17 protein-coding genes are annotated in these 21,129 nt (G+C 73.6%); 5 read left to right on the forward strand and 12 right to left on the reverse strand.

What is annotated here, in order from left to right; genetic code table 11:
• Nucleotides 1-160: 160 nt before the first annotated feature.
• From ACWZEH_RS27555 to ACWZEH_RS27595, 9 genes are read right to left on the reverse strand one after another with little or no spacing between them, the layout of a single operon-like run.
• The gene (locus ACWZEH_RS27555) at nt 161-1,039 is read right to left on the reverse strand and encodes a PIG-L deacetylase family protein (protein WP_456193777.1); all 879 of its coding nucleotides are present in this window, start codon (nt 1,037-1,039) and stop codon (nt 161-163) included.
• Nucleotides 1,039-2,319 carry a glycosyltransferase family 4 protein gene (locus ACWZEH_RS27560; protein WP_456193778.1) on the reverse strand — a complete coding sequence of 427 codons (1,281 nt, stop codon included), beginning with the start codon at nt 2,317-2,319 and terminating at the stop codon, nt 1,039-1,041. The genes ACWZEH_RS27555 and ACWZEH_RS27560 overlap by 1 nt, the downstream gene beginning before the upstream one ends.
• The gene (locus ACWZEH_RS27565; RefSeq protein WP_456193779.1) at nt 2,316-3,239 is read right to left on the reverse strand and encodes a sugar phosphate isomerase/epimerase family protein; all 924 of its coding nucleotides are present in this window, start codon (nt 3,237-3,239) and stop codon (nt 2,316-2,318) included. The genes ACWZEH_RS27560 and ACWZEH_RS27565 overlap by 4 nt, the downstream gene beginning before the upstream one ends.
• Nucleotides 3,236-4,723 carry a YcaO-like family protein gene (locus ACWZEH_RS27570; RefSeq protein WP_456193780.1) on the reverse strand — a complete coding sequence of 496 codons (1,488 nt, stop codon included), beginning with the start codon at nt 4,721-4,723 and terminating at the stop codon, nt 3,236-3,238. The genes ACWZEH_RS27565 and ACWZEH_RS27570 overlap by 4 nt, the downstream gene beginning before the upstream one ends.
• A complete protein-coding gene (locus ACWZEH_RS27575) occupies nt 4,720-5,547 on the reverse strand; it encodes an MBL fold metallo-hydrolase (RefSeq protein ID WP_456193781.1) in 828 nt (275 codons plus the stop codon). Before ACWZEH_RS27575 ends, ACWZEH_RS27570 begins: the two co-directional genes overlap by 4 nt.
• Nucleotides 5,544-6,719 (reverse strand): Gfo/Idh/MocA family protein, encoded by a 1,176-nt coding sequence (locus ACWZEH_RS27580; RefSeq protein WP_456193782.1) that lies wholly within the window; start codon nt 6,717-6,719, stop codon nt 5,544-5,546. Before ACWZEH_RS27580 ends, ACWZEH_RS27575 begins: the two co-directional genes overlap by 4 nt.
• On the reverse strand, nt 6,713-7,963 hold the full coding sequence (locus ACWZEH_RS27585) for a class I SAM-dependent methyltransferase (RefSeq protein WP_456193783.1): 1,251 nt from the start codon (nt 7,961-7,963) through the stop codon (nt 6,713-6,715). Before ACWZEH_RS27585 ends, ACWZEH_RS27580 begins: the two co-directional genes overlap by 7 nt.
• Nucleotides 7,960-8,910 (reverse strand): hypothetical protein, encoded by a 951-nt coding sequence (locus tag ACWZEH_RS27590; RefSeq protein WP_456193784.1) that lies wholly within the window; start codon nt 8,908-8,910, stop codon nt 7,960-7,962. Before ACWZEH_RS27590 ends, ACWZEH_RS27585 begins: the two co-directional genes overlap by 4 nt.
• On the reverse strand, nt 8,907-10,160 hold the full coding sequence (locus ACWZEH_RS27595; RefSeq protein ID WP_456193785.1) for an inositol-3-phosphate synthase: 1,254 nt from the start codon (nt 10,158-10,160) through the stop codon (nt 8,907-8,909). The genes ACWZEH_RS27590 and ACWZEH_RS27595 overlap by 4 nt, the downstream gene beginning before the upstream one ends.
• 566 nt (nt 10,161-10,726) lie before the next feature.
• Here ACWZEH_RS27595 and ACWZEH_RS27600 point away from each other — a divergent pair.
• Nucleotides 10,727-12,343, forward strand: coding sequence for a YhjD/YihY/BrkB family envelope integrity protein (locus tag ACWZEH_RS27600; protein ID WP_456193786.1), 1,617 nt, complete (start codon nt 10,727-10,729; stop codon nt 12,341-12,343).
• Between the two features lie 12 nt (nt 12,344-12,355).
• Here the strand turns inward: ACWZEH_RS27600 and ACWZEH_RS27605 are convergent, their stop codons facing one another.
• From ACWZEH_RS27605 to ACWZEH_RS27615, 3 genes are read right to left on the reverse strand one after another with little or no spacing between them, the layout of a single operon-like run.
• Nucleotides 12,356-13,849 (reverse strand): phytoene desaturase family protein, encoded by a 1,494-nt coding sequence (locus tag ACWZEH_RS27605; protein ID WP_456193787.1) that lies wholly within the window; start codon nt 13,847-13,849, stop codon nt 12,356-12,358.
• A gap of 1 nt (nt 13,850) precedes the next feature.
• Nucleotides 13,851-14,975 (reverse strand): glycosyltransferase family 2 protein, encoded by a 1,125-nt coding sequence (locus ACWZEH_RS27610; RefSeq protein WP_456193788.1) that lies wholly within the window; start codon nt 14,973-14,975, stop codon nt 13,851-13,853.
• Nucleotides 14,972-15,817, reverse strand: a complete 846-nt coding sequence (locus ACWZEH_RS27615; RefSeq protein ID WP_456193789.1) for a carotenoid biosynthesis protein — start codon at nt 15,815-15,817, stop codon at nt 14,972-14,974. Before ACWZEH_RS27615 ends, ACWZEH_RS27610 begins: the two co-directional genes overlap by 4 nt.
• A gap of 183 nt (nt 15,818-16,000) precedes the next feature.
• Here ACWZEH_RS27615 and ACWZEH_RS27620 point away from each other — a divergent pair, with 183 nt between their 5' ends.
• The 4 genes from ACWZEH_RS27620 (at nt 16,001) to ACWZEH_RS27635 (ending at nt 21,094) form a co-directional block, all read left to right on the forward strand.
• Nucleotides 16,001-17,701 carry an FAD-dependent oxidoreductase gene (locus ACWZEH_RS27620; RefSeq protein ID WP_456193790.1) on the forward strand — a complete coding sequence of 567 codons (1,701 nt, stop codon included), beginning with the start codon at nt 16,001-16,003 and terminating at the stop codon, nt 17,699-17,701.
• Nucleotides 17,702-18,521: 820 nt separating this feature from the next.
• A complete protein-coding gene (locus tag ACWZEH_RS27625) occupies nt 18,522-18,692 on the forward strand; it encodes a helix-turn-helix domain-containing protein (protein WP_456193791.1) in 171 nt (56 codons plus the stop codon).
• A gap of 285 nt (nt 18,693-18,977) precedes the next feature.
• Nucleotides 18,978-20,036: a class V lanthionine synthetase subunit LxmK gene (gene lxmK, locus ACWZEH_RS27630; RefSeq protein ID WP_456199863.1), complete on the forward strand. Its 1,059-nt coding sequence runs from the start codon at nt 18,978-18,980 to the stop codon at nt 20,034-20,036.
• Nucleotides 20,033-21,094: a T3SS effector HopA1 family protein gene (locus ACWZEH_RS27635; protein ID WP_456193792.1), complete on the forward strand. Its 1,062-nt coding sequence runs from the start codon at nt 20,033-20,035 to the stop codon at nt 21,092-21,094. The genes lxmK and ACWZEH_RS27635 overlap by 4 nt, the downstream gene beginning before the upstream one ends.
• The last annotated feature ends 35 nt before the right edge of the window (nt 21,095-21,129 follow it).

Here is a 21,129-nt window from a genome sequence, read left to right on the forward strand (position 1 = left end):
GGTGCGGATCCCTCCCCGGGCAGCGGTGGGGCTTCGCCTGCGACGCCGAGGACGAGGGAGGCGACGCCGGCCGCGTAGGAGGTGACGGCGGCCCAGCGGCCCAGGGCCGCTGGGCGCCGGAGGGCGCGGGCCCGGTGGGACGAAGTGGGCGACGGCGGGATCACTCGCACCCCTCGGTTGCGTTGCTTCGTCCCGCCGCGGAGCCTGCCGCACTACCGAGCCCTCCGTACAGGGCGTATTCCTCCAGCATCCGGCGGGCCGCGTGGCCGGTCCTCAACGATTCACCGGCGACGTACGACTTCCCGGCGCGCAGGGCCTCGGACCGGGCCGTCGAGGACAGGACCGTGCCCGTCCGCCCGTCACCACCGAACTGGAAGCCGAGCTGGGTCGTATAGCACTGTGCTGCGGCGGTCTTGTCCGCCAGGACGGCGCCGATGTCGACTGTCACCTCACTCGTCCCGTTGGGCATGCCGCGCCGGGACTCCGCGCCCGGCTGCGGCGCCCGGGCGGCATAGGGCATGTCGCGCCACCAGCCGATCCGCGGGGACGGTACGGCGGCGGCGACCGCCCGGGCGGTGAGAACGTGGTCGACGTGGCCGCCGATGGCCTGGGGAGCGAGAACGAGGTCAGCCGACGCGACGTGGTGGCGAAGCAGTCGCCGCAGCTCCGTTTCCGCCGTGTCGTCGGGGCGGGGAGGCCAAAAAAGCCTCGACGGGCTGTCGTAGCCGCGGTGCGGGGCCTCGGGCAGTGGGAGATGGACCGGTCGCAGGGTGCCCAGCCGCCGCTGGGCGGCCCTGTCCTCCGCGCGGCGCAGGGCCATGTAGTCCACGTCGGGAGGAAGTCCTTTGTCGAGCTGGGTGGACAGCGCGAAGGGGCAGGGATCGTCGACCGACGCGGTGAAGCAGGTGATCACCCGGACGCGCCAGCCCGTCCGGGACAGCAGCGCCAGTACGCCTCCTACGGAGAAGACCGCGTCATCCAGGTGCGGGCTGACGGCGACGGCGGTCCGGACGCCTGCGACGCCTGGAACGGGCGGCATCACAGCAGGTGGGGTTCGCGACGGAACCGGCAGGACAGGTCCACGACGGGTGCTGTGCCGTCGCCGGCCCGGGTCTCCCCGGTCCTCGTTTTGGCCGGCCGCGCGGCGCGCACCTCCTCGTACACGCCGCAGATGCGCGCGGCGGCCACCGGCCACGACCACCGGGTCCGCACCTGCCGCAGCGCCGTGCGCGCGAGGCGCTCGCGCAGCGGCGCGTCGTCCACCATCCGGCCGACGGCCTCGGCCAGGGCGTGGGGGTCGCGTGGTGGTACCAGCAGCCCGTTGAGACCGTCCCGTACGCAGTCCACCACGCCGACCACGTCGGTCGACACCACGGGCAGTCCGCTGGCCATCGCTTCCAGAATGGTGTTGGAGAAACCCTCGGCCCAGGTGGGGCTGACGAAGACGTCCCCCGTGCGGTAGACGGCGGGGGCGTCGTGGTAGCCGGTGGGGCCGAGGACCTCCACGGTGCCGGCCAGGCCGAGCCGTCGTGCCCGGTGGGTCAGCCGGTCCAGGTCGGGGCCGGTACCGGAGAAGCGCAGCCGTAGCCGTCTTCCCCCGGCGTGAAGAAGCCGGACCGCTTCCAGCAGGTCCAGGACGCCTTTGCGGACATCGATCCGGCCGTGGTAGATCAGCACCGGCGGATCGCCGAGGGCCCCCGGCCGCCGTTCGGGCGCGGGGCTGAAGAGATCGGTGTCGGTGGCTCCGGGAACCACGGTGAAGCGCTCGGCCGCCGTGTGATGGCGGGCGGCGACCTCGTCCCTGAAGGACGGTGAGCCGATCAGGAGGGCCGGGGTGTCCCGCAGTACCCTGCGGATCGCCGTGCGGTGGGTGGTGCAGCAGGTGCCGACCCAGTGGCCGTCGCCGCCCTGGATGGAGACCACGGCGGGGACTTCGAGCCGCTCGGAGGCCTCCAGTACGGCCAGCCCCGTCGGGTAGCCGTACTGGGCGTGCAGGACGTCCAGCGGCTCGCGGGCGTGCAGGCCGGCGATCGTGTCGCGCAGTGCGGCGACGTCGGCTTCGAAGTCCGCCGGCAGCCCGTCGCCCACGGCCTGTTCACCCCGGGATTCCAGCGCCACCAGGCGCACACCGTCGGGAACCCGCTCGGGCGGGGGAGGGCCGCCGCCGTAGACGGCGCGGCCCTGGCGGTCGCCGCGGTACTGCGAGACCAGGGTGACCTCGTGGCCCGCCGCGGTCAGGGCCCGCAGCAGGTTCTCCGCGTAGGCGCTCATGCCCGACACGGCCGGCCAGTAGCGCCGTGAGACGAAGCAGATCCTCATCGTGCTCCCTGTGGTGCGCCGACGCCGCGCGGGACGGGGGAGTGCGAGGGGCCGCCGGCTCCCGCGCCCTCGGCGCGGCGCAGCGCCTCGAGCGCGGAGCCCGCCAGGGTGTCGGCGCGGTGTGCGTCGCGGGACAGTTCCAGGCTGACCAGCCCGTCGTACCGCACGGCGCGCAGCGCGCCGAGGACGGCGGGCAGGTCCATGTCGCCCTCGCCCGGGGCGCGGTGCTCGTGCCGGCCGTACGGCATGTCCTCCACGGCGACCGCGCCGAGGTCCCCGGCGTGCCGCACCACCGCCTGATCCGGTGTCAGGTCTCCGGTGACCAGGCAATGACCGGTGTCCAGGGCCAGACGCAGGCCGGGGACGAGAGCCGCCAGCAGGCAGTAGCCGGCGCAGTCCTCGACGAGCATGCCCGGCTCGGGTTCGAAGGCCGCCACGACGCCCCGTTCGGCCGCGTACGCGGTGACGGCGCGCGCCCCCTCGACCAGGTGGCCCCACGCCGTCCTGCCGGGGGCGGTGTCCGTGCCCGCCGCCGGGACGCCCGCCCAGAACGAGACCGCCTCACTGCCCAGGTCGGCGGCGATGTCCACGCACAGGCGCAGGAACGCCAGGCGGCGGGCCCGGCCGGCCGGATCGGCGGTGATCAGTGTCGGCTCGTGCTTGTGCCGCGGGTCCAGCAGGAAGCGCGCTCCGGTCTCCAGCGTGCTGCCCAGGCCAAGGCGGTCCAGGCGGCGGGCCAGCGACGCCGTGCGGGCGGCCAGATCCGGCGCGAACGGGTCGTGGTGGGCCACGTCCACGGTGAGCGCGACGCCGTCGTACCCGCTGTCGGCCAGCAGGGCCAGCGCGTCGTGCAGACGGTGCGAGGTCATGCCGTTGGTGTTGTAGGCGTAGCGCAGCCTGTCGGCGGAGGGTGTTGTCATCGGGGCGCTCCTGCGGTGGTGCGGGCCAGTGCGTGCCGGTCGGGTTCGCGGTAGAGGGGATACAGCGCCCCCACCGCCGCCCGCGCGGCCTCGGTGTCGAACCAGGCCGGACCGCCGAGGCGTTCGCGTGCCCCGGGCGTCAGGTGCACCGGCCGTGCTCCGGGGTGGGGGAGGGGCCCCACTCCGGCCAGCGGGTGCCCGCGTTCCATGAGCCTGCGGATTCCGCGTTCGCCGATCCTCGCGTAGGTCATGGTCTCCACCTCCATGCCGGGGACGAGCACCTTGACCGCGTGAGCCCCGCGGCCGTCCGCCTCGATCACCAGGACGTCGAAGTCCGCCAGGCGCAGGAGCAGGTCCTCGAGAAGAGCGGCGGGGTCGTCGAGCGATCCGGACGGCACGGTCGGCAGGGAGGAGAAGGACACGGTGGACCGCCGGGACAGCACGGCGGGCTCCAGCAGCTCCCGCAGCCGCCGGGCGTCCAGGGAGGCCCAGGCCCGCATGGCCGACAGCGCTCTGGGCTCCTGTTCCGTCAGAGGCGAGGACAGCTCGCGTTCGAGGTACCCGGGCGGGGCGATGCGGGCGACCGTCTCCAGGGGGCCGTGGGAGAACACTTTTCGCGCGCGGGAGGAGACGTACTCCGTCAGAGCCTTGCGCAACGCCGTCTCGCGGTCCGGGTGGGCGGCCTCGCCGCACGCGGTGAGGGCCAGCGCTGCCGCGCCCTCGCGCGTTCCCGGGGTCTCGTCCGTGCCGACGACGTGGACGTCGGCCAGTCCGAACTGGGTGGAGGCCAGCTTGGGCAGCACCTCGATGCCGACCTCCCGGAGCCGGTCGAGGAGGCGGCGGGTGACCGGGTCGTCCACCTCGTCCAGGTCGACGACCACGCCCTGGTCCATCGCGCGGTGCGCGGTGGCGTTGCCGTCGCGCTGGAGAATCTCCAGCAGCGCGTGGGACAGGGCCCGTTCCCGGGTGTCTCCGGCTCCCAGCCCGTTGGTGACCGGTGTGGTCAGCCAGCCGCCGGGTGGCGGACCGCCCGGCAGGTCGAAGCCGCAGGAGGCGGCGAACTCGGCGGGCACCACGACGTCCTCACCGGTGCGGTGGCGGCGTGCGGGCACCCAGTCCAGGGGGCGCTCGGGGCCGTAGTCCGCGCCGGCCGGCAGTACGAGGCCGACCGGGTCGGCGACCCGGTCCCGGCCTCGTTCGCGCACCAGTTCCGCGTAGGAGGCGCGGCGGCGTTCGGTGCGGGCCATGTGCCGTGCGAGCAGGACTCCCTCGGTGAGTTCGCCGTAGGCGCCGATACGGGCCCGGGTGAGGTCCGCTCCGTATCCATAGGCGTTCTTGCGGACGCCGGCCGCGTCCAGGTGGTCGGCCGAGACAACCGGCAGACCGGTGCGGTCGGCCGCGCCGATGTCGAAGTCCTGCTGTCGGCCGGGGGCCAGCGCGTCCCGGTAGGCCCGCACCACCGGGTGTTCGGCGGCGGCGCTCACCGGTCGCCTCCCAGCCGGAGGGCGGCCGTGCCGGGCGGGCCGGCCAGCTGGTGGTCGAACAGGCGCAGGACGTCCGTGGTGGTCACCGGGGAGGCGAACTCGAAGGGGGTGGCCACCGCCTCGAAGTCCAGTGCGCCGATCACCGACCGGTAGTGGCGCACCTCGTCGTGGGAGAGCGGTATCCGGGCGTGGTAGGCCTTGTGGCAGGACAGGGCCCGCGGCACGGTGCCGTCGAGGTCGACCTTGAGGGCGTCGCCGCAGAAGAGGATCTTCCGGCGTTCGTCGTGCAGCACGCAGTGGCCGGGGAAGTGGCCTCCGGTGCGGTGCACGGTCAGGCCGGGCGCCAGCTCGAGACGTTCGTCCACCGGCCAGGTGACCCGGAACGCCTTCGTCCACGGCAGATCCTGTACGCCGACGGCCACCACTCCAGGGGCGAAACGGCGCTGGAGCTGCCACAGGGCGCCGTAGCCGTGAACGTGACTGGCGCCCAGCCGGCTGACGCCGCCGAGACGTTCGATCTCGGCCAGCGCGTCGGGCGGGTAGTAGGGGGCGCCTTCCCAGGCGACGTTGCCGCCGTCGGCCTCGATCAGCCAGCCCGTCGGGCCCAGGCCGAAGACCGGCGAAGCACGGAATCCGGTGACGCCCGGCGCGGGCCGGTACCAGTCCGCGACCAGGAGGGCGTCGACCGTCTTCTCGTCGCAGAGATCCCAGCCCTCCTCGGGCAGTGCGTTGCGTACGTCGCAGCAGACCGGGCAGGCGGGCGGGGTGGTGAACCACCGTTGCCAGTGTCCGCAGTTGGTGCAGGCGTACATCGACAGGGTCATCGTCGGCCTTCCTCGGCGGTGGACGGGACCGGCGGCAGGGACGTGTCCGGCGGCAGGGACGTGTCCGGCGCGCGGACCGCGCGGGCGCGGGACAGCGCCTCGAGCAGCAGCCGGTGCAGGGCCAGGTCGCGGTGCAGCGGCCACGGCCAGGTCCGCCGAACCGGGCGGCCGGCACGCACCGCGAGCGCGGCCGCGGAGAACCTCTCGATCTGGAGGGCGAAGGGGGACGCGTCGGTGTCGAACGGCACGGGAACGCGGCGCGCGGTGTCCGCGCCGGTGAGCCACAACCGCCCCCCGGGCTCCTGGCCGAGTGTGTCGACGGCGGTCAGCTGCCCGAGGGTGCCGACGATCTCGAGCCGGCGGCGGGGCAGCGTGTCCGGGGTGTTGTAGGCGACGTGCAGGCCGACCAGGACCGCGTCACCGGTGCGGCCGGCCAGCACGGCGCCGTCGTCGACCGGATAGGGGTGGACGCGGTGCTGCACCAGCGCCGTCAACTCCGCCACGTCGTCCCCTCCGAGCAGGACACCCACCAGGTCCAGTCCGTGCGGCGCGAGGTCCAGGGCGGCCCCGCCGCCCGCCCGCGCCGGATCGACGCGCCAGTTGTCGTACGGGCGGCCGTCCGGCGACCAGGCGGGCGGCAGCCAGCAGCCGTAGGTGATCCGCACCGCCGTGACCGTTCCCAGGGCCCCGGAGGCCACCACCTCCCGCGCGGCCTGGTGTGCCGGGTGGAAACGCTGGTCGTAGGCGGTCGCCGCCAGAACCCCCGCCCGGTCACAGGCGGCGACCAGCCGCTCGGCGTCGGCGATGCCGGCGGCCAGCGGCTTCTCGCACAGCACCGCGGCCCCCGCCGCCGCGGCCGTCGCGGCCGCGGGGCGGTGGGCGTGGTTGGGCGTCGCGACGTACACCGCTTCGGGCCGGTGCACGGCCAGCAGGGAGGTGAGGTCGGCGGCGGTCCGGGCACCGGGCGCCCGGACCGCCAGCCGGGCGGCGGCCGCCGGATCGGTGTCGGTCACGGCGACGAGACGGGGCGACGGGCCGCCGGCCCCGCTGTCGGCGGCCGCCAGCAGTCCGGGCAGGAAGTGGTCCCGGGCCACCCAGCCGCAGCCGGTGACCGCCCATCGGCACTCGGCGGCGGGAGCGGGGACGGCCTGCCCGTTCGCCGCGTTCACCATCGCTCCGGGAGGTCCACAAGCACCCGGCGGCGGGCCAGATCGGCCACCCGCGGCGTCAGCCGTCCGGCCCGGGCGTCGGCGAGCAGGGCGGGGGAGAGGTCGACGCGGTCGGGCAGGTAGGAGCGGGCGGCGGGCCCGTACTCGTCCCGCCAGCGTTCCCCGGGCCAGCGCAGCAGACCGTCGTGGTACAGCGGGTTGGGACGCAGGGACCGCCCGGGAACGGGCCGGTCGGGCGAGAGGGGACCGTGCACGGGCGGCGGAGGCGGGACGCTCACCAGGGCCATGGCCTCGCAGCCGGCCAGCTCCCCGGCTCCTCGCGGCCGGGGAGGCGTCCCGTCCAGTGCGGCGCGGGTCAGGTCGGCGTCGTCGTAGCAGACCGCCCCCGGCAGCAGCGCGCGCCATCCGGCCGGATCCAGCGGGAGGCCGGCGGCCGGCCCGTTCACGAGGGAGTTGTGGCAGTGGCCCAGGACGACACCGCCACCGCCGGCGTACGCCAGCGCGCGCCGTACCACCTCCTCCTTGCGCGGCAGGAAGTACAGGGCGTCGTGGCAGGCCACGTGGGCGGGACGGCCCGAAGGCCGCAGCGGCCACGGCGCGGTGACGTCGGCGCACACCAGCCGTGCCCCGGGGACGACGAAGCGACGGGCCAGCCACAGTTTGGCGAAGACCACGTCGATTCCGGTCACGTCACGGTGCCCGCGCAGCCGCAGTTCCCGCAGCAGGTGCCCGGCGCCGCACGCCAGTTCCAGCACCGGCAGACGACCGGGGGAGTGCCGTGCGGTCAGGGCGAGCACGGCCAGCCAGGTCGGATCGCTCCACCGGTGCAGGAAGTACGCCCCGACCCTGCCCATGCCCAGCAGCGTCACCGCCTCGCGCAGGGTGGCCGACCTCAGCGCGGCACGCACATCGCCCGGGGGCGGGGCCGGGCCGTCCCACCAGTCGTCGGTGTCGGCGAGCAGGACGAGCGCGGCACCGTCCGGGTCGCCCTCCTCGATGCGGCGCACCGCCCGCCGACGCAGTTCCTCGCGGCCGGTGCGCAGCCAGGGGATGCCCGCCACGACGGGCCAGCGCCGTTCGCCGTCGGACAGCAGCCCGGGGCCGCAGGCCCGCAGCGGGGCCCCGTTGCCGGGGCTGACCAGGCCGGCCGTGCCCGGCCCCGCCGCGCCGCCGGCCGTCCGGTCCTCGGCCGCCGCGGGGCCGGCTGTCGCGTGGCCGGCCGCCGCGTGGCCCGCCGGGCCCCTCACGCCGTCTCCGCCGCGTCCAGCACCGCCCGGTGGAAGCCGGACACCGCGCACGCGTGCACCAGGTCCAGGTCCTCCAGGGCCTGCTCGGCGGTGAAGGCTGCGGCTCGCGCGTGGTGGCGGACCTGCAGCACGCGGTCGAGCACGTCGGCGGCGTGGAAAGCCCGTGCGGCCGGGGCGTCGGCCCCCGCACGCAGAGCGAGCAGCGGCTCCACGCGCGCGGCGAGCGTCCCGGGCAGGCCGGCGAGTCGCCGTCGCGTCAGCCGCGCGAGCACCGTGGGCAGGTGCCGGCCCAGCAGTTCCTCCCCGGCGAAGCCCGCGTCGGGCAGCACGGCGTTGTGCAGGTGGTGGGCCAGGCCGAGCAGGAAGGCGTCGCCGGGAGCGGCACCGAAGGACTCGGCCAGCAGCACCCCGTAGACCGCCACCGCCCAGCAGTGGTCGCCGTGGCTCTCGGGCGGCTCGACCATCAGCCGCGGTCGTCCAGGACACGTGGCGCCCGCCCGGGGCTGGGCGCACAGCGCGGCCGCGAACCCGGGGGCCGCGTCCGTGCCGCACGGGTCCCGCACCAGGTCGGGCAGTGCCTCGACCAGCAGACCGGCCGTCACCGGGTCCAGCCGGTCCGCGTGCTGGGCGACGGACCGCTTCAGCACGTCCACCGCGTCCCCGGCCGTCAGCCCGCACCGTCGCAGCACCGGGCCGTCGATCCCGGCCAGACGCGCGCCGGCCACGGCGGCCGCGCATGCGCGCACAGCGATCCGGTCGGGATCCCCGTCCCGCATCAGCTCCGCCCACGAACGGCAGAAGGAACGTTCCGCCACGGAAGCGCCGCTGCCGGCCGTACGGACTCTCTTGAGATCGCCGATCTCACGCAGCAGCGGAACGACCGCCCGCAGGGCTCCGCGCGGCACCCGCCCGTCCTGCCGCGCGGAACGGGGAGCGGCCTGCGTCACGACCGTCCGCCCGTCGTGGTCCGGCCCTTGTCGTCCAGCCAGGCCAGCAGGGCCTGCTCCTGGCGGTGCAGGGCGTGCTCCGGGACGCTCCCGTCGGCGGTCATCGGGGCCTTGAAGAAGAACCCGAACTGCTCCTGCACTCCGCGCTCCCCGCGGCGCCGCGCCTCGGCCAGCAACCGGATCAGCTCCAGCACCAGCGGAGCGGCCAGGACGGAATCCCGGCACAGAAAGTCGATCTTCATCTGCATGCGGCGGCCGAGGAAGCCGACGAGGTCGACGTTGTCCCACGCCTCCTTCTCGTCGCCGCGCGGCCGGTAGAACTCGATGCGCACCTGGTGGTCCTCCACCGGGTAACCGAGCACCGCGTCCAGCACCGACTCCTTGGTGGCCGTCTTGCTGGCCATCGAGTCGGGGTCCTCCAACGCCCGGCCGTCGCGATTGCCCAGCAGGTTGGTGGAGTACCAGCCCTCCACCCGCAGCGCCCGCGAGCGCAGAGCGGGGGCGAGCACCGTCTTGACCATCGTCTGCCCGGTCTTGCCGTCCTTGCCGGCGATCGGCACGCCCTGCCGCTCGGCCAGGCGTATCAGTGCCGGCACGTCGGCCGCGCAGCTGGGGGTGAAATTGAGGTACGGCATGCCTTCCCGCAGTGCGGCATAGGCGTAGAGCATGGCGGGGGTGATCGCCCCGTCGCCCGTGTCCAGCGCGGCTTCGAACGCCTCGGGCGAGGCGAGGGCGGGCGATGTGGTGTCGGGCAGGCGCTCGGTCGAGGCGAGGTTGACCACGACCACCTCGTCGAGGCCCTGTTCGTCCCGGAAACGCCGCAGGTCCTCCCGGATGCGTTCCGTGCGCTCGCGCGGGCTGTCGAACGGCACGACATGGGCGCCGGTCACCGCGCGGCAGTAGGCCGGGTCCGCCACCGCCGGCCACGGCCGCAGCTGCTGCAGCCGGGCAGCCGCGGCCTCGATCTGGGCCGGTTCCAGAACGCGGTGCAGGTGAGCGGCCTTGGCCAGGTCGTCGGCCGAGATGTCCCAGCCGCCGAACACCAGATCCTCGTAGGGCACGAGATCCGTGCGCGACGCCAGCGGCAGCCCGTCCCGTCCGCAGATGCCGAGCCTGAGCAGTTCCACCCCGGCCACGGCGGTGGTCGCGACTGCCCCTCCCAGCCCCACGACGGCGGCTCCCAGCCGTCCCGCCGTCGGTTTCGGGGTCTTGTGCCGGGCGGATCGGGCCTCGGTCGGTCCCTCGTGCATCGTTCTCTCCGTTCGCTTCGCCCACGGGGACACGGCCGGGCTCCGTGCAGGGGTCACGGGCACGGCCGGCGCTCCTGCGCGGTCCGCGGAAACCTTGTCTCGCATCGCAGTCGGGTGCACCGCGGCGATGCCACCGAGTGTTCGCGCGGCCACTGGTCAACGCACCTGCGGAAAGACGTCACGGTTTCGGCGTTTGCCTCCCGGTCATGTCGTGGTGACGCGCTGAACTGCGCTTGTCGCGCCCACCGCACCGTGCGGCCCGCTCGGTCAGCCGTTCCGGCGGGGCGGCCGAACGGGTGAAATACCGGGCGCCGAACGGATGAGATCGATCCCGGTGCTGTGAGTACGCGCAAAGCGTGCGTCGCGGATGCGGCGGCCGTGCCCCTCGATCCAGCACGGTGCGATCCGCCGCAGAACCGACGCACCGCGTGCTTTCGGTCCGCACAGTGCCCGGTGACGTGGCCGGGCGGCGACCGTCGCACCGGATGCGCTGTGTGTATCGTCGCGGCACAGCGCGAATACGAGTCGACAGACGTGCGAAGGAGCAGTCGGTGTCGCCTGGCGCCATGCACACGAAGCGGGGCGCGCTTCGCGTGCTCGTCGCCGAAGTGCGTGACGGTGTGCGCGGCAGGCAGTTGGCGCTGAGCGCGGCCGGGACCACGTTCTTCGCCATGGTCGCCGTGATCGCCGTGGTGCTGGTCCTGCTACGGCTGTCGGTGTTCGTAGTGGGAGGGGAGGGCCTTCGCCGGGCCGCGGAGGACATCGGGGACGCGCTGCCGCACGGGCACGGAGTGCAGTCGGGGCTGCGCACCATGGCCGACGCGGCGGCTCGGCTGTCCTACCCGGCTCTGGCCGTCGCACTGGTGCCCGCCAGTGTGTACGGAGAGGGACTGCGCAGAGGCTTCCTGCACCTGTCGCCCGTGGCGGCGCGGGACGACACGTTCACCGCCTGGCGGGGCAGGCTGGGGCTGGTGCCGGCACTGGCGGCGGGCCCGCTGCTCATGAGCGTCGTTCTGTACGCCGGCCCGCCGCTGGCCCGACTGGCCGATGCCGGCGGTCTTTGCCTCGGCTGGTCCGCCGTCCTGGCCTTCCACCTGCTGTGGCTCCTGCTCTCCACGGAGGTGTTCCTGCTCTTCCGGTTCGTCGGCGTGGGCGTCGCGGGGTTGCGGGCAACGGTTCTGGCCGCGTTCGTGACGGGGGCCTTCCTGTGCGGCTTCCTCGGTGGATTCGTGTTGTTCCTGGCCGTCCCGGTCGACTGGAGCGTGCCGTTCGGCGGACTCGTCGTGCCCGGAGCCGTCGTGGCGCTGGGCCTGTGGATGTACCTGCTGCACACGGTCCTGCTCGTCGGCCATCAGTTGATGCTGTGCCTGGACACTCACGCAGGCCGCCTCTGCGCGATGTCCCGCCTCCCGGGTGACGGCCCGTCCGACGAACCCGCGACCGAGCCGCGGGAGCACACCGCCGCGACCACGGGGGCGCCCCCTCACGGCCGCGGCAAGGTGTTCGCGGGATTCGGGGCGCGCGGCCGTGACGGCGTCCTGGACCGATGGGCCGAGCAGCACGGAGGGTATGACCCCTCCGGCAGCATGCTTGCTTCGACGTGGGTGGTGCTGGCGCGGCGCTGCGCCGGCACGCGCCTGATGCGCGCCGTGCCGCCGGACCTTCTTTCCGTGGGAGGGCCGTTGGCGGTCGCCGCCGCCGTGGGGGCGGCGGCCCAGGGCGGCCGCTGGCCGCTGGCCGCCTGCGCGCTGGTGATCGTGTCGGGTCTGCTCGACGGGCTGGACGGCGCCGTCGCGGTGACGGCCGGCCGGGCCCGCCCCTTGGGCGCCGTGGTGGACGCCGTGTCCGACCGCGTCGCGGACCTTCTGCTGGTCGTCGTCCTGTACGCCCTGGGCGCGCCGGCCTCCTGGTGTCTCGCGGCTGCCTGTCTTGCCCAGTTGCACGAGTACCTGCGGGCCCGGGCCGGTGCGGCGGGGATGCGCGGGGTGGGCGCGCTGAGTGTCGCGGAGCGGCCGCTGCGCGTGGTGCTGTGCGCGGTCGCGTGCCTGGGAAGCGGCTTGTGGCCCGACGGTACGCCGGGCACGGGGTGGGACTGGGCCGAGGTGTGCGTCATCGGCTGGACGGCGGCCGCAGGGGTCGGCTTCGTGCAGCTGGCGGCCGGGGTGGCGCGGGCGCTGAAGTAGCGGCCGCCGGGGTCAGGCGTCGCCGATGTCGGCTGCGACGATCTCCGCGGACAGCGCCACCAGCGGCAGGCCGCCGCCGGGGTGGGCGGATCCGCCCACGAGGAAGAGCCCGGGGACGGGGGAGCGGTTGGCCGGCCGGAGAAAGGCGGCCCGGATGCCGTTGGAGGAGCTGCCGTAGATGGCGCCACCCAGGCTGCCGGTCTGCTGTTCCAGGTCGAAGGGGGTGCGGGTTTCGCACCACAGCAGTCGTGGGCGCACGTCGACGCCGCGGCCGGCCATGACGTCCAGAACGCGTTCGGTGTAGGACTCCTTGAGTCCCGGAGTGGTCCAGTCGACGGTGCCGCGGGTGCCGTCCGAGGAGTGCCGGGGAGCGTTGACCAGGACGAACCATGCTTCATGCCCGTCGTCGGGGCGCAGCGCGGCGTCGTCCGGCGCGCTGATGTACACCGTCGGGTCGACGGCGGGACGGGCCGGCATGCCGAACACGGCATCGAATTCCGCGTCGTAGTCCGCCGGGAACAGCACGCGATGGTGCGGTGTCCGCGGATCCCGCCCGCGAAGCGCCAGCAGGAGGACGAATCCGGCGAGCGAGGACTGGGCGCGCGCGAGGGCGGCCAGGGGGCGGCGCCCGCGCCGGTCCGCCGTCAGGTGGCCGTAGAGCACTTTCGCGTCGACGCCGGAGACGACGACGTCCGCCGCCGCCGTGCCGCCGTCCGTCAGGCGGAGGCCGGTGACACCGCGGGCCGAGGTGTCCACTGCGGCGATGTGGCAGTCGTAGCGGAATCGCACTCCCAGCTCGGTGCACCGCTGTTCGAGGGCGTCGGCCAGCAGGCGCAGGCCGCCGGGCACGTACCAGGTGCCGTAGCGCTGTTCCACGTAGGAGACCACTGCCAGGACGGCGGGTGCGCGTCGCGGGTCGGAGCCGCTGTAGGTGGCGTAGCGCTCCAGCCACATGCGCAGCCGGGGATCGCGCAGGTAGTGCCGGCCGGTGCCCCGCAGGCTGCGCCAGGGGGCGACGGCGGTCAGCCCGCGGGGCCGCGCCGAGCGGCGCAGCAGTCCGGCCGGGCCGCCGAGGGGCCGGCGCAGCACACTCTCGCCCACCAGCCGCCACAACTCGCCCGAGGCCTCGTGCAGCCGGGCCCACTGCGCCCCGGCTCCTTCACCCAGGGTGTCGTCCAGTACACCGGGCACCAGGCGCGGGTCACCGGGCATCGCCAGCCGGGTTCCGTCGGCGAACCGGTAGCTGCAGGCCGGCTCGACCGGCATGAGCGGTACGCAGCGCTCCAAGGGAGCCCCCGTGTCCGCGAACAGGCGGCGATAGACCTCGGGCAGGGTCAGCAGCGACGGCCCGGTGTCGAAGACGAAACCGTCCCGGCGTACGGTGCCGAGCTTGCCTCCGTAGGTGGCCGCCCGCTCGTACACGGTGACGTGGTGACCCTGGCGGGCGAGCCGGGCGGCAGCTGCCAGCCCGCCCATGCCGGCTCCGATCACGGCGATGCGGGACATCTCAGCACCGCCCTCGCAGCGGCCTGCCCTTCCACGACAACGTGGAGCGGCGGTGGCCGAGCCAGGACCACCCCGTCAGCACCGCCAGCAGCGTGACGGACACCGGGTGGGCCAGCGCGTCCGGCCAGCACCGCCCGCCCGTGCGCCGCGCGGTCAGTACCCGCCCCGTCACGGCCGCGGCGTATCCGGCCGCCCCCCAGCGCGACCCCCGGCACGCTGCCAGCGGCGGCATCACGTATGCCCAGGTGAGGAGAGCGCACGCTGCTGCCGCGCCCCCGCCGGACCCGAATGCCGCCCACAGGGATTTGCCGTACCCCTCCCGCAGCTCGCGCCAGCCGTCGTACATCTGGCAGATCGCGATCTGGCTGCCGTCCACGATGCCGCCCCGGCCACCGGCGTGCTTGAGCGCCCGGACGAGCGCCATGTCCTCGAGGACCTTGTCCGCGACCGCGGCGAACCCGCCGCATCCGCGCAGAGCGGTGGCGTCCACGACGAGGAACTGGCCGTTGGCCGCGGACAGCGCCGGCCTCGGTGAGGTCTCCGCCCGCCGCAGTGGCAGCACGGTGAGCCACGACCACTGCAGCAGCGGCTGGAACAGCCGGTTGGCGGGTCCCCTGGCGACCTGACGGGGGAAGGGCGAGACCAGATCGAGTCCCGACGAGCGCAGCAGGTCCACCGAGGAGGCCACCGCGTGCGGCGCGAGCACCACGTCCGCGTCCACGAAGACCAGCACGCTGCCCCGCGCGAGCGACGCGAGCTGATGGCAGGCGTGGGCTTTGCCCGGCGACCCGGGCTTCGGCGCCGTGCCGTGCACGACCCGGGCGTGCCGATACGATTCGCACAGGCGGCGCACCACGGCGGCGGTGTCATCGGTGGACTGGTCGTCGAGCACGACGACCTCTGCCCGCAGCAGGCGTTCCTGAGCCAGCAGCGACCGCAGCGCGGGGCCGACACGCCCGGCCTCGTTGCGTACCGGCATCAGAAGCGACACCGACTCGCCCACCGGCGCCGGATCCGGCGGGGGGACGCGCAGGCTTCTGCTGTTCAGGGCGCTGTGCACGGTGCCGGCGACCGCCAGCAACGCGCCCCCCGCGACCAACGCCCGCGCGGCGTGGAGCCGGCTCACCTCCGTCTCCCGGCGGCACCTGCCGCCCGCACTGCCAGCGGGACGGCGACCAGCCCCATCAGCACACCGCCCACCAGCGCCACCTGCGGACGGTTGAAGAACACCAGGCACGCCATGACCGAGGAGGCGTAGGTCCACAGGTACAACACGACGGCCGGGCCGGCGGGCCGGCCGTTCTCGGCGGGGCGCCGCACCGCGTGCCCGCAGAGCGCGTCCATCGCAGCGATCATGACGACGGACACGGCCACCCATCCGAGGAAATTGGTGAGCGGCACACCCTGCACTCCGGGGAGCGCCGGATGGGGATGCGTCCAGCTCCAGTGACCGGCGTCGACCATCTGCGGATCGAGGAAGACGTCCCAGGACGCCAGCGCCCACCCTCCGGTCACCGCCGTGCGCACCCGGGCCGAACGGGCCCCCGCACGCCCCCGGACCGGGGCCAGTGACCGTCCCGCCTCCAGCGCGGGCCAGGCCATCATGATCCAGGCGAGCGGTACCACCACCGGCACCCCCGCCACGCTCGGCCCCAACGTCCCCGTGTACTCATAGGCGCCGAACGGAAAGCCCGTACGCACCCCCACGGCCTCGACCGCCAGGCCGCCCAGCCCCGCCACCGCCAACAGCGTCAACGGACCCCGCACCCCGTGCCGCAGAGCGGCGGCCGCCACGGACGCGAGGCAGAAGACCACCACGCCGACGACGGTGAGCGCATCACGCCGCGAGCCGGACACGAGCGGGTAGGGGATCTGGCACAGCACGGCGGCCGCGGCCAGCGACCAGGCTGTCCGCCGGCCGGCCCCGGGCCTGCGGCGCAGCGCCGGCCGCTCCTGTACCTGGACCATGTCGTGAGCATAAGGACACGACCCGGCTTCACCGCCGAGGCAGCAGGGCCGGTACCAAAAGCTTCACCGGGACGGACCATACGACGGCGCGGCGGCCCGCACGCCCGCCGCACGCGATCGAGACTTGGGCGATCCGCACCCGGCCCGACCGGCCGGCGACAGCAGTAGGAAAGCGCTCCGACGATGACTCACACACCGCGCAGGATCCCGCGTGCGACAGACAGGCCGGGACGCGACCGGCGTGCGGTGCGGATCAGCGCTCCCGAAGACCTCCAGCCGGGCCGGCACACGAGGCCGCCGCCTCGCATCGCGGTCGTCGGTGGCGGCATCGCGGGTGTCACGGCCGCCGTCGCCCTGGCGGAGCGCGGCATGGCGGTCGACCTGTTCGAGCAGCGGCCGCACCTCGGCGGACGCCTGGCCGGCTGGCCGACCGAACTGCGCGACGGTTCCACCGTGACCATGTCACGCGGCTTCCACGCCTTCTTCCGGCAGTACTACAACCTTCGCGCCCTCCTGCGGCGCATCGACCCGGGCCTCGACATCCTGACGCCCGTGCCGGACTACCCGCTGCTGCACGACACCGGGCACACGGACACGTTCGCCGGCCTGCCGACGACCCCGCCCTGGAACGCGGCGGCCTTCATGATGCGCAGTCCCACCTTCCGTGCCGCGGACCTCAGGACGATCGACCGGCACGCCGCTCTGCAACTCTTCGACGTGGACGTGCCCCGGATCTACCGCAGGCTCGACCACCTCGACGCCCGGACCTTCCTGGAGCGGATCCGCTTCCCACCGAGCGCCCACCACCTGGCCTTCGAAGTCTTCTCCCGCAGTTTCTTCGCGGACCCCGCCGACCTTTCGGCCGCCGAGCTCGCCGTCATGTTCCACATCTATTTCCTCGGTTCCAGCGAGGGACTTCTCTTCGACGTTCCCCGGCAGCCCTTCCCGGCCGCCGTATGGGACCCCCTGCGCGATCATCTGCATCGGCTCGGAGCCACGGTCCGTACCGGGACCGCCGTGGCCGCCGTCGTGCCCGGGCGGCAGCGACGGTTCACCGTCATGGCCGACGACGGAACGACGGCCGCGGAACACGCCGCCGACGCCGTCGTGCTCGCCGCGGACACCAAGGGCCTGCAGCGCGTCGTCAGCACCTCGCCGACCCTGGGAGGCCGGGACTGGCGACGGCGGATCGCACGCCTGCGCAGCGCACCCTCCTTCCTGGTCTCACGTCTGTGGCTCGACCGGCCGCTGAACGCGGACCGGCCCGCGTTCCTGGGCACCGGCGGATTCGGACCACTGGACAACATCAGCGTCCTCGACCGCTACGAGGACGAGGCACGGGCATGGGCGCGGCGCACCGGCGGATGTGTCGTGGAACTGCACGCCTACGCCCTTGCCGAGGACGCCGACCCGCAGCGGGTGCGGGCCCGACTGGCCCAGGAGATGCGGCGCGTCTATCCGGAGACGGCGAACGCCGCGGTGATCGACGAGCGTCACGAACTGCACGCCGACTGTCCCCTGTTCCCTTCCGGCGGATTCGGAGACCGGCCCACGGTGACGACTCCGGACCCCTGCCTCGTTCTGGCCGGCGACCTGGTGCGCGTCGACCTGCCGGTGGCCCTCATGGAGCGCGCTGCCACCAGCGGCTTTCAGGCGGCCAACGCCCTGCTGGCACAGTGGGGCGTACGCGGACACGATGTGTGGAGCGTTCCCAGGGGAGGCCGCACCACGCTGCTGCGTGCCATGAGCGCCATGTCGGCGGGGAAACGGCGCCCGGCGAAGCTCCGCACACCGGATACGGCAACGCCATCGGCTCCCCCCGCCCGCACGTCGACATCCGTCACACCGGTCGCCACCGAACCACCGTCCACGCCCGGAGGATGACACCGCGGCGTCCGGGGCCCGGCTTCCCTCCCGGCGTACCGGCCGGTCCCTGCCCGGCGCGGCCACATGAGGGGCCCCGAAGGTTCCGGAGCCACCCCGGTGCTGTGAGCCGAGGGCCTGGTCGCCTCCCGCCCCGCCGGCACACAGGACGGGAGGCACCGGGCCTCCGCGGGTCCTGTGCGCACAGGACCCGCGACTTCAAGTCGACGGAGGCTCAAGGCGGTGCTGATCGGGGTACGCATCCGTGGTTCCTCACCGGCTCATGATCGTTCTGTGTCCGTGGCGCACCGGCGTGATGTTTGACCGGGGGGTGGGAAGGAACTCATCGGTCGTCGCCCGGCGCGTTCGCGCCGCGGTGCTCTCTGATATGCGCTCCTCAATCCAGTGAATAGCGGGAAGCGGGACGCCGAATTGCGGAACCCGGGAAGTTGGACGCCACATTCGGAATCCAGGATTCCGTGCGAATAACCGCGATGTGACGTCGGACACATGGGTAAAGTCTTGATCAAGCGGATCCAGTGGTTCATATACTGGCGGCGCGCTCGGTGCCGCGGATTGACCGCCGCTTCGCGAGGTCTCGGTCGAGGGGGAAGCTCATGCTGCTGAGCAAGATGGATCAGGACGTCATGGCCCCTCCGGCCCTCGCCTGACCGTCAGGGCAATTGTTGCCGATGGCTATCCGGCAGGTGTGAGCCATTTCCTTCCTCGAGTGTTCCAGTGCACCGGAACCCGGCGCCCCACCGTCGGACGACCACGAGGTTGATAGGTGAATCGTAATACTTCCTTAAGAGACTCCCACCTCAGGCTAGGAAACGATCACTTGAGAATTCTCCAACTCGTCTCCCAGGGCTGCACCATGACGCAGGTGGCCCGCCGTATGGAGATGAGCGACCGCACCTTGCGGCGCAAAATACGGTCGATATGCGACCGTGTCGACGTGGAGACCCCGATAGAGGCAGTGGTCTGGGCCGTGCGTCGAAGAATCATCTGAGCGGCGCGGGCGGGGAAAACGCAGAGACGAGGGAGCGTATACGGCGGCGGCCGACGACGGTTGGCGGAGGAAACCGTCGACGGCCGCCGCCCGGTACCCGGGCCCGGTGGTGCTCGCACCGTCGGCGGCCGTCCCGCACGGCACGCGGCGCACCCTCGTCGGCGGTGGCCGATGCCGGTCACTTCGTTGTCCGTAGGCCTCGCCCCGCGATAGAAAAAGTCTGTGGCAGGCGAAACGATCACATACCCGCAGGGCCGGCCTTCCGCGTCGGCTGTCGACAGTCCCGTGGACGCATCGGTCGAACAGCTCCTGGTGCAGCTCCGGTTGGGTTCCCTGAGCGCTTCGGAGGTCTATTCCTATCCCGGCCGGAACGAGAACTGGTCCGGTGTCACGGACACCGGTCATTCGGTATTCGTGAAACGGCTCAAGGGGAGTCCCGAGGAATCCCGGAAGCGATACCGAAGGAGCGTGTCGTTCGAGCGCCTCGCCGACAGGGGCGCCCGTCCCTTTCCCCGCCCGGAGTTCCTCGGCGGAGACGAGGAACACCGACTGCTGGTGTTCCGGATGCTGGACGACGTCAGGTCCGGCAGTGAACTCGCCGCGGAAAAGGAGTTCACCGAGTCCATGTCGGCCCGGGCGGGCCGGACCCTGGCCGCGCTGCACCGACTCCCGTTCCGGGAGGAGGACTTCCCCGGGCCGGACCCCCATCCGTTCCCGCCGGTCGACGACCTGCGGTCGCTGCCGCTGGAGATGTACGTCCACGCCACCGGCGCCTTCGTCCAGGCATGGGGGCTGTTGCAGCGCGACGCCGCGCTGCTCGGGGAACTGGAGCGGCTGCGAGCGGCCGAGGCCCAGGTCGCCCGCGTCCCCGTCCACGGAGACCTGAGGCTGGATCAGTTCCTGCTCACCGGCACCGCGTTCCACGTGAACGACTGGGAGGAGTTCCGGCTCGGGGACCCGGCACGCGATGTCGGGGCGTACGTCGGCGAATGGCTGCACCGCGCGGTGCTGCGGATTCCCGCGCAGGAGACGGACGACGCGTTCTCGGCCGTGCTCACCCACGAGGAGGTCGTGGCGCGCGGCAGCGAGGAACTGGCCCGCGTGCTGCCGCTGGTCTCCGCGTTCCACCGCGGTTACCGCGAGGGCGGCGGCCCCGACGACGACGGACTCGTGGTGCGCGCCACGTCCTACGCGGGGTGGCATCTGATCGACCGGCTGATCGCCTCGACCAGGGAGAGCGGCCGGCTGTCGGCCATCGTCCGGGCGGCGGCGGGCATCGGCAGGACCGCGTTGCTCGACCCTCGGAGCTTCGTTTGCACGGTCGGACTGGGGGAGGCCTCATGAGCACGCGCACCGAAGAGTCCGTCCCGCACGGAGAGCGGGCGGCGGAGCGGCCCGCCGCGAACGGGGCGACAGCACCGGTGCTGTCGGCAGGTCTGCGCCTCGCGCTGGAGGACGTACACATCGCGCCGGACGGCCGGACGGCCCGGGTGCGGGACGACGAGGTGACCGCCGAGTCCCCCTCGGCGATGCGCTTCGCCCTCGCCCGCACCCTGTACGAGGTGCTGCACACCGGGCGCGGGGTCAAGGACCGCGAGTCGCCCAGGACCCTGCGCGCGCCCGACTACGAGGCACGGCTGGCGAAGGCGACACCGCATCCGGAGACGGTCGTCGCGGGGATCCTCACCGACCGGCGCTCGGCCACCGGCCGGCGGGTCGTGGAGGTCGACGGGCTGCGCGTGGGCGTCCCGGACCCGGTGACGCTGCGGGAGACCGGGCGCACGGCGGGCGACGCCGGTCGCCCGGTGGTGCTGATGAACCTCCCGTCGGCCCGCCCGCTCGTCTCGCCCGGCTTCTTCCTCGTGGACAGCGGCACGGGCCGCACCGGCGGCGGAGATCTGCTGCGGCTCTACCTGCGGGTCGCGGACGCCGACGCGGCCCCCGAGCTGTGGCGTGCCGTACTGAGCGCCCTGGAGAGCCGCTCCGTCACCTACCGAGCGAAGATCATCTCCAATCCGGCGAGCCTGCCGCGCAACGACGGCATGGTCGTCTACCTGGGCGCGGGCTCCTGGGACGCCGTCGGCGCGGTGACCGAGGAGGCCCTGGCCACCGGTCTGCCAGAGGGACCCGCCCCCGCGTTCGCCCATGAGGTCGCGCCCGGGGTGACGGCCGCGTGGGAGCCGAAGGACGACCGTACGGGCATGCGCGGACTGAGCTTCGGCGAACACCGGGCGCACGTGGTCGCGCGGGCCTTCGTGGCCGCCGCGGAACAGCAGCGCGAGCGTCCGACGGCCGCCGGGCTCGCGGCGGCGTGCGTCGCGGCGAACGTGGACCCCGCCGACCCCGCCCGCAACCTCGACTCGGGCGACTGGCCCTGGCACACGGCCCCCCGGCCGGCCTGAACCGCCGGACGCGCGAACGACGGTGGCCCGACCCG

The organism is Streptomyces yamdrokensis, assembly GCF_053890455.1.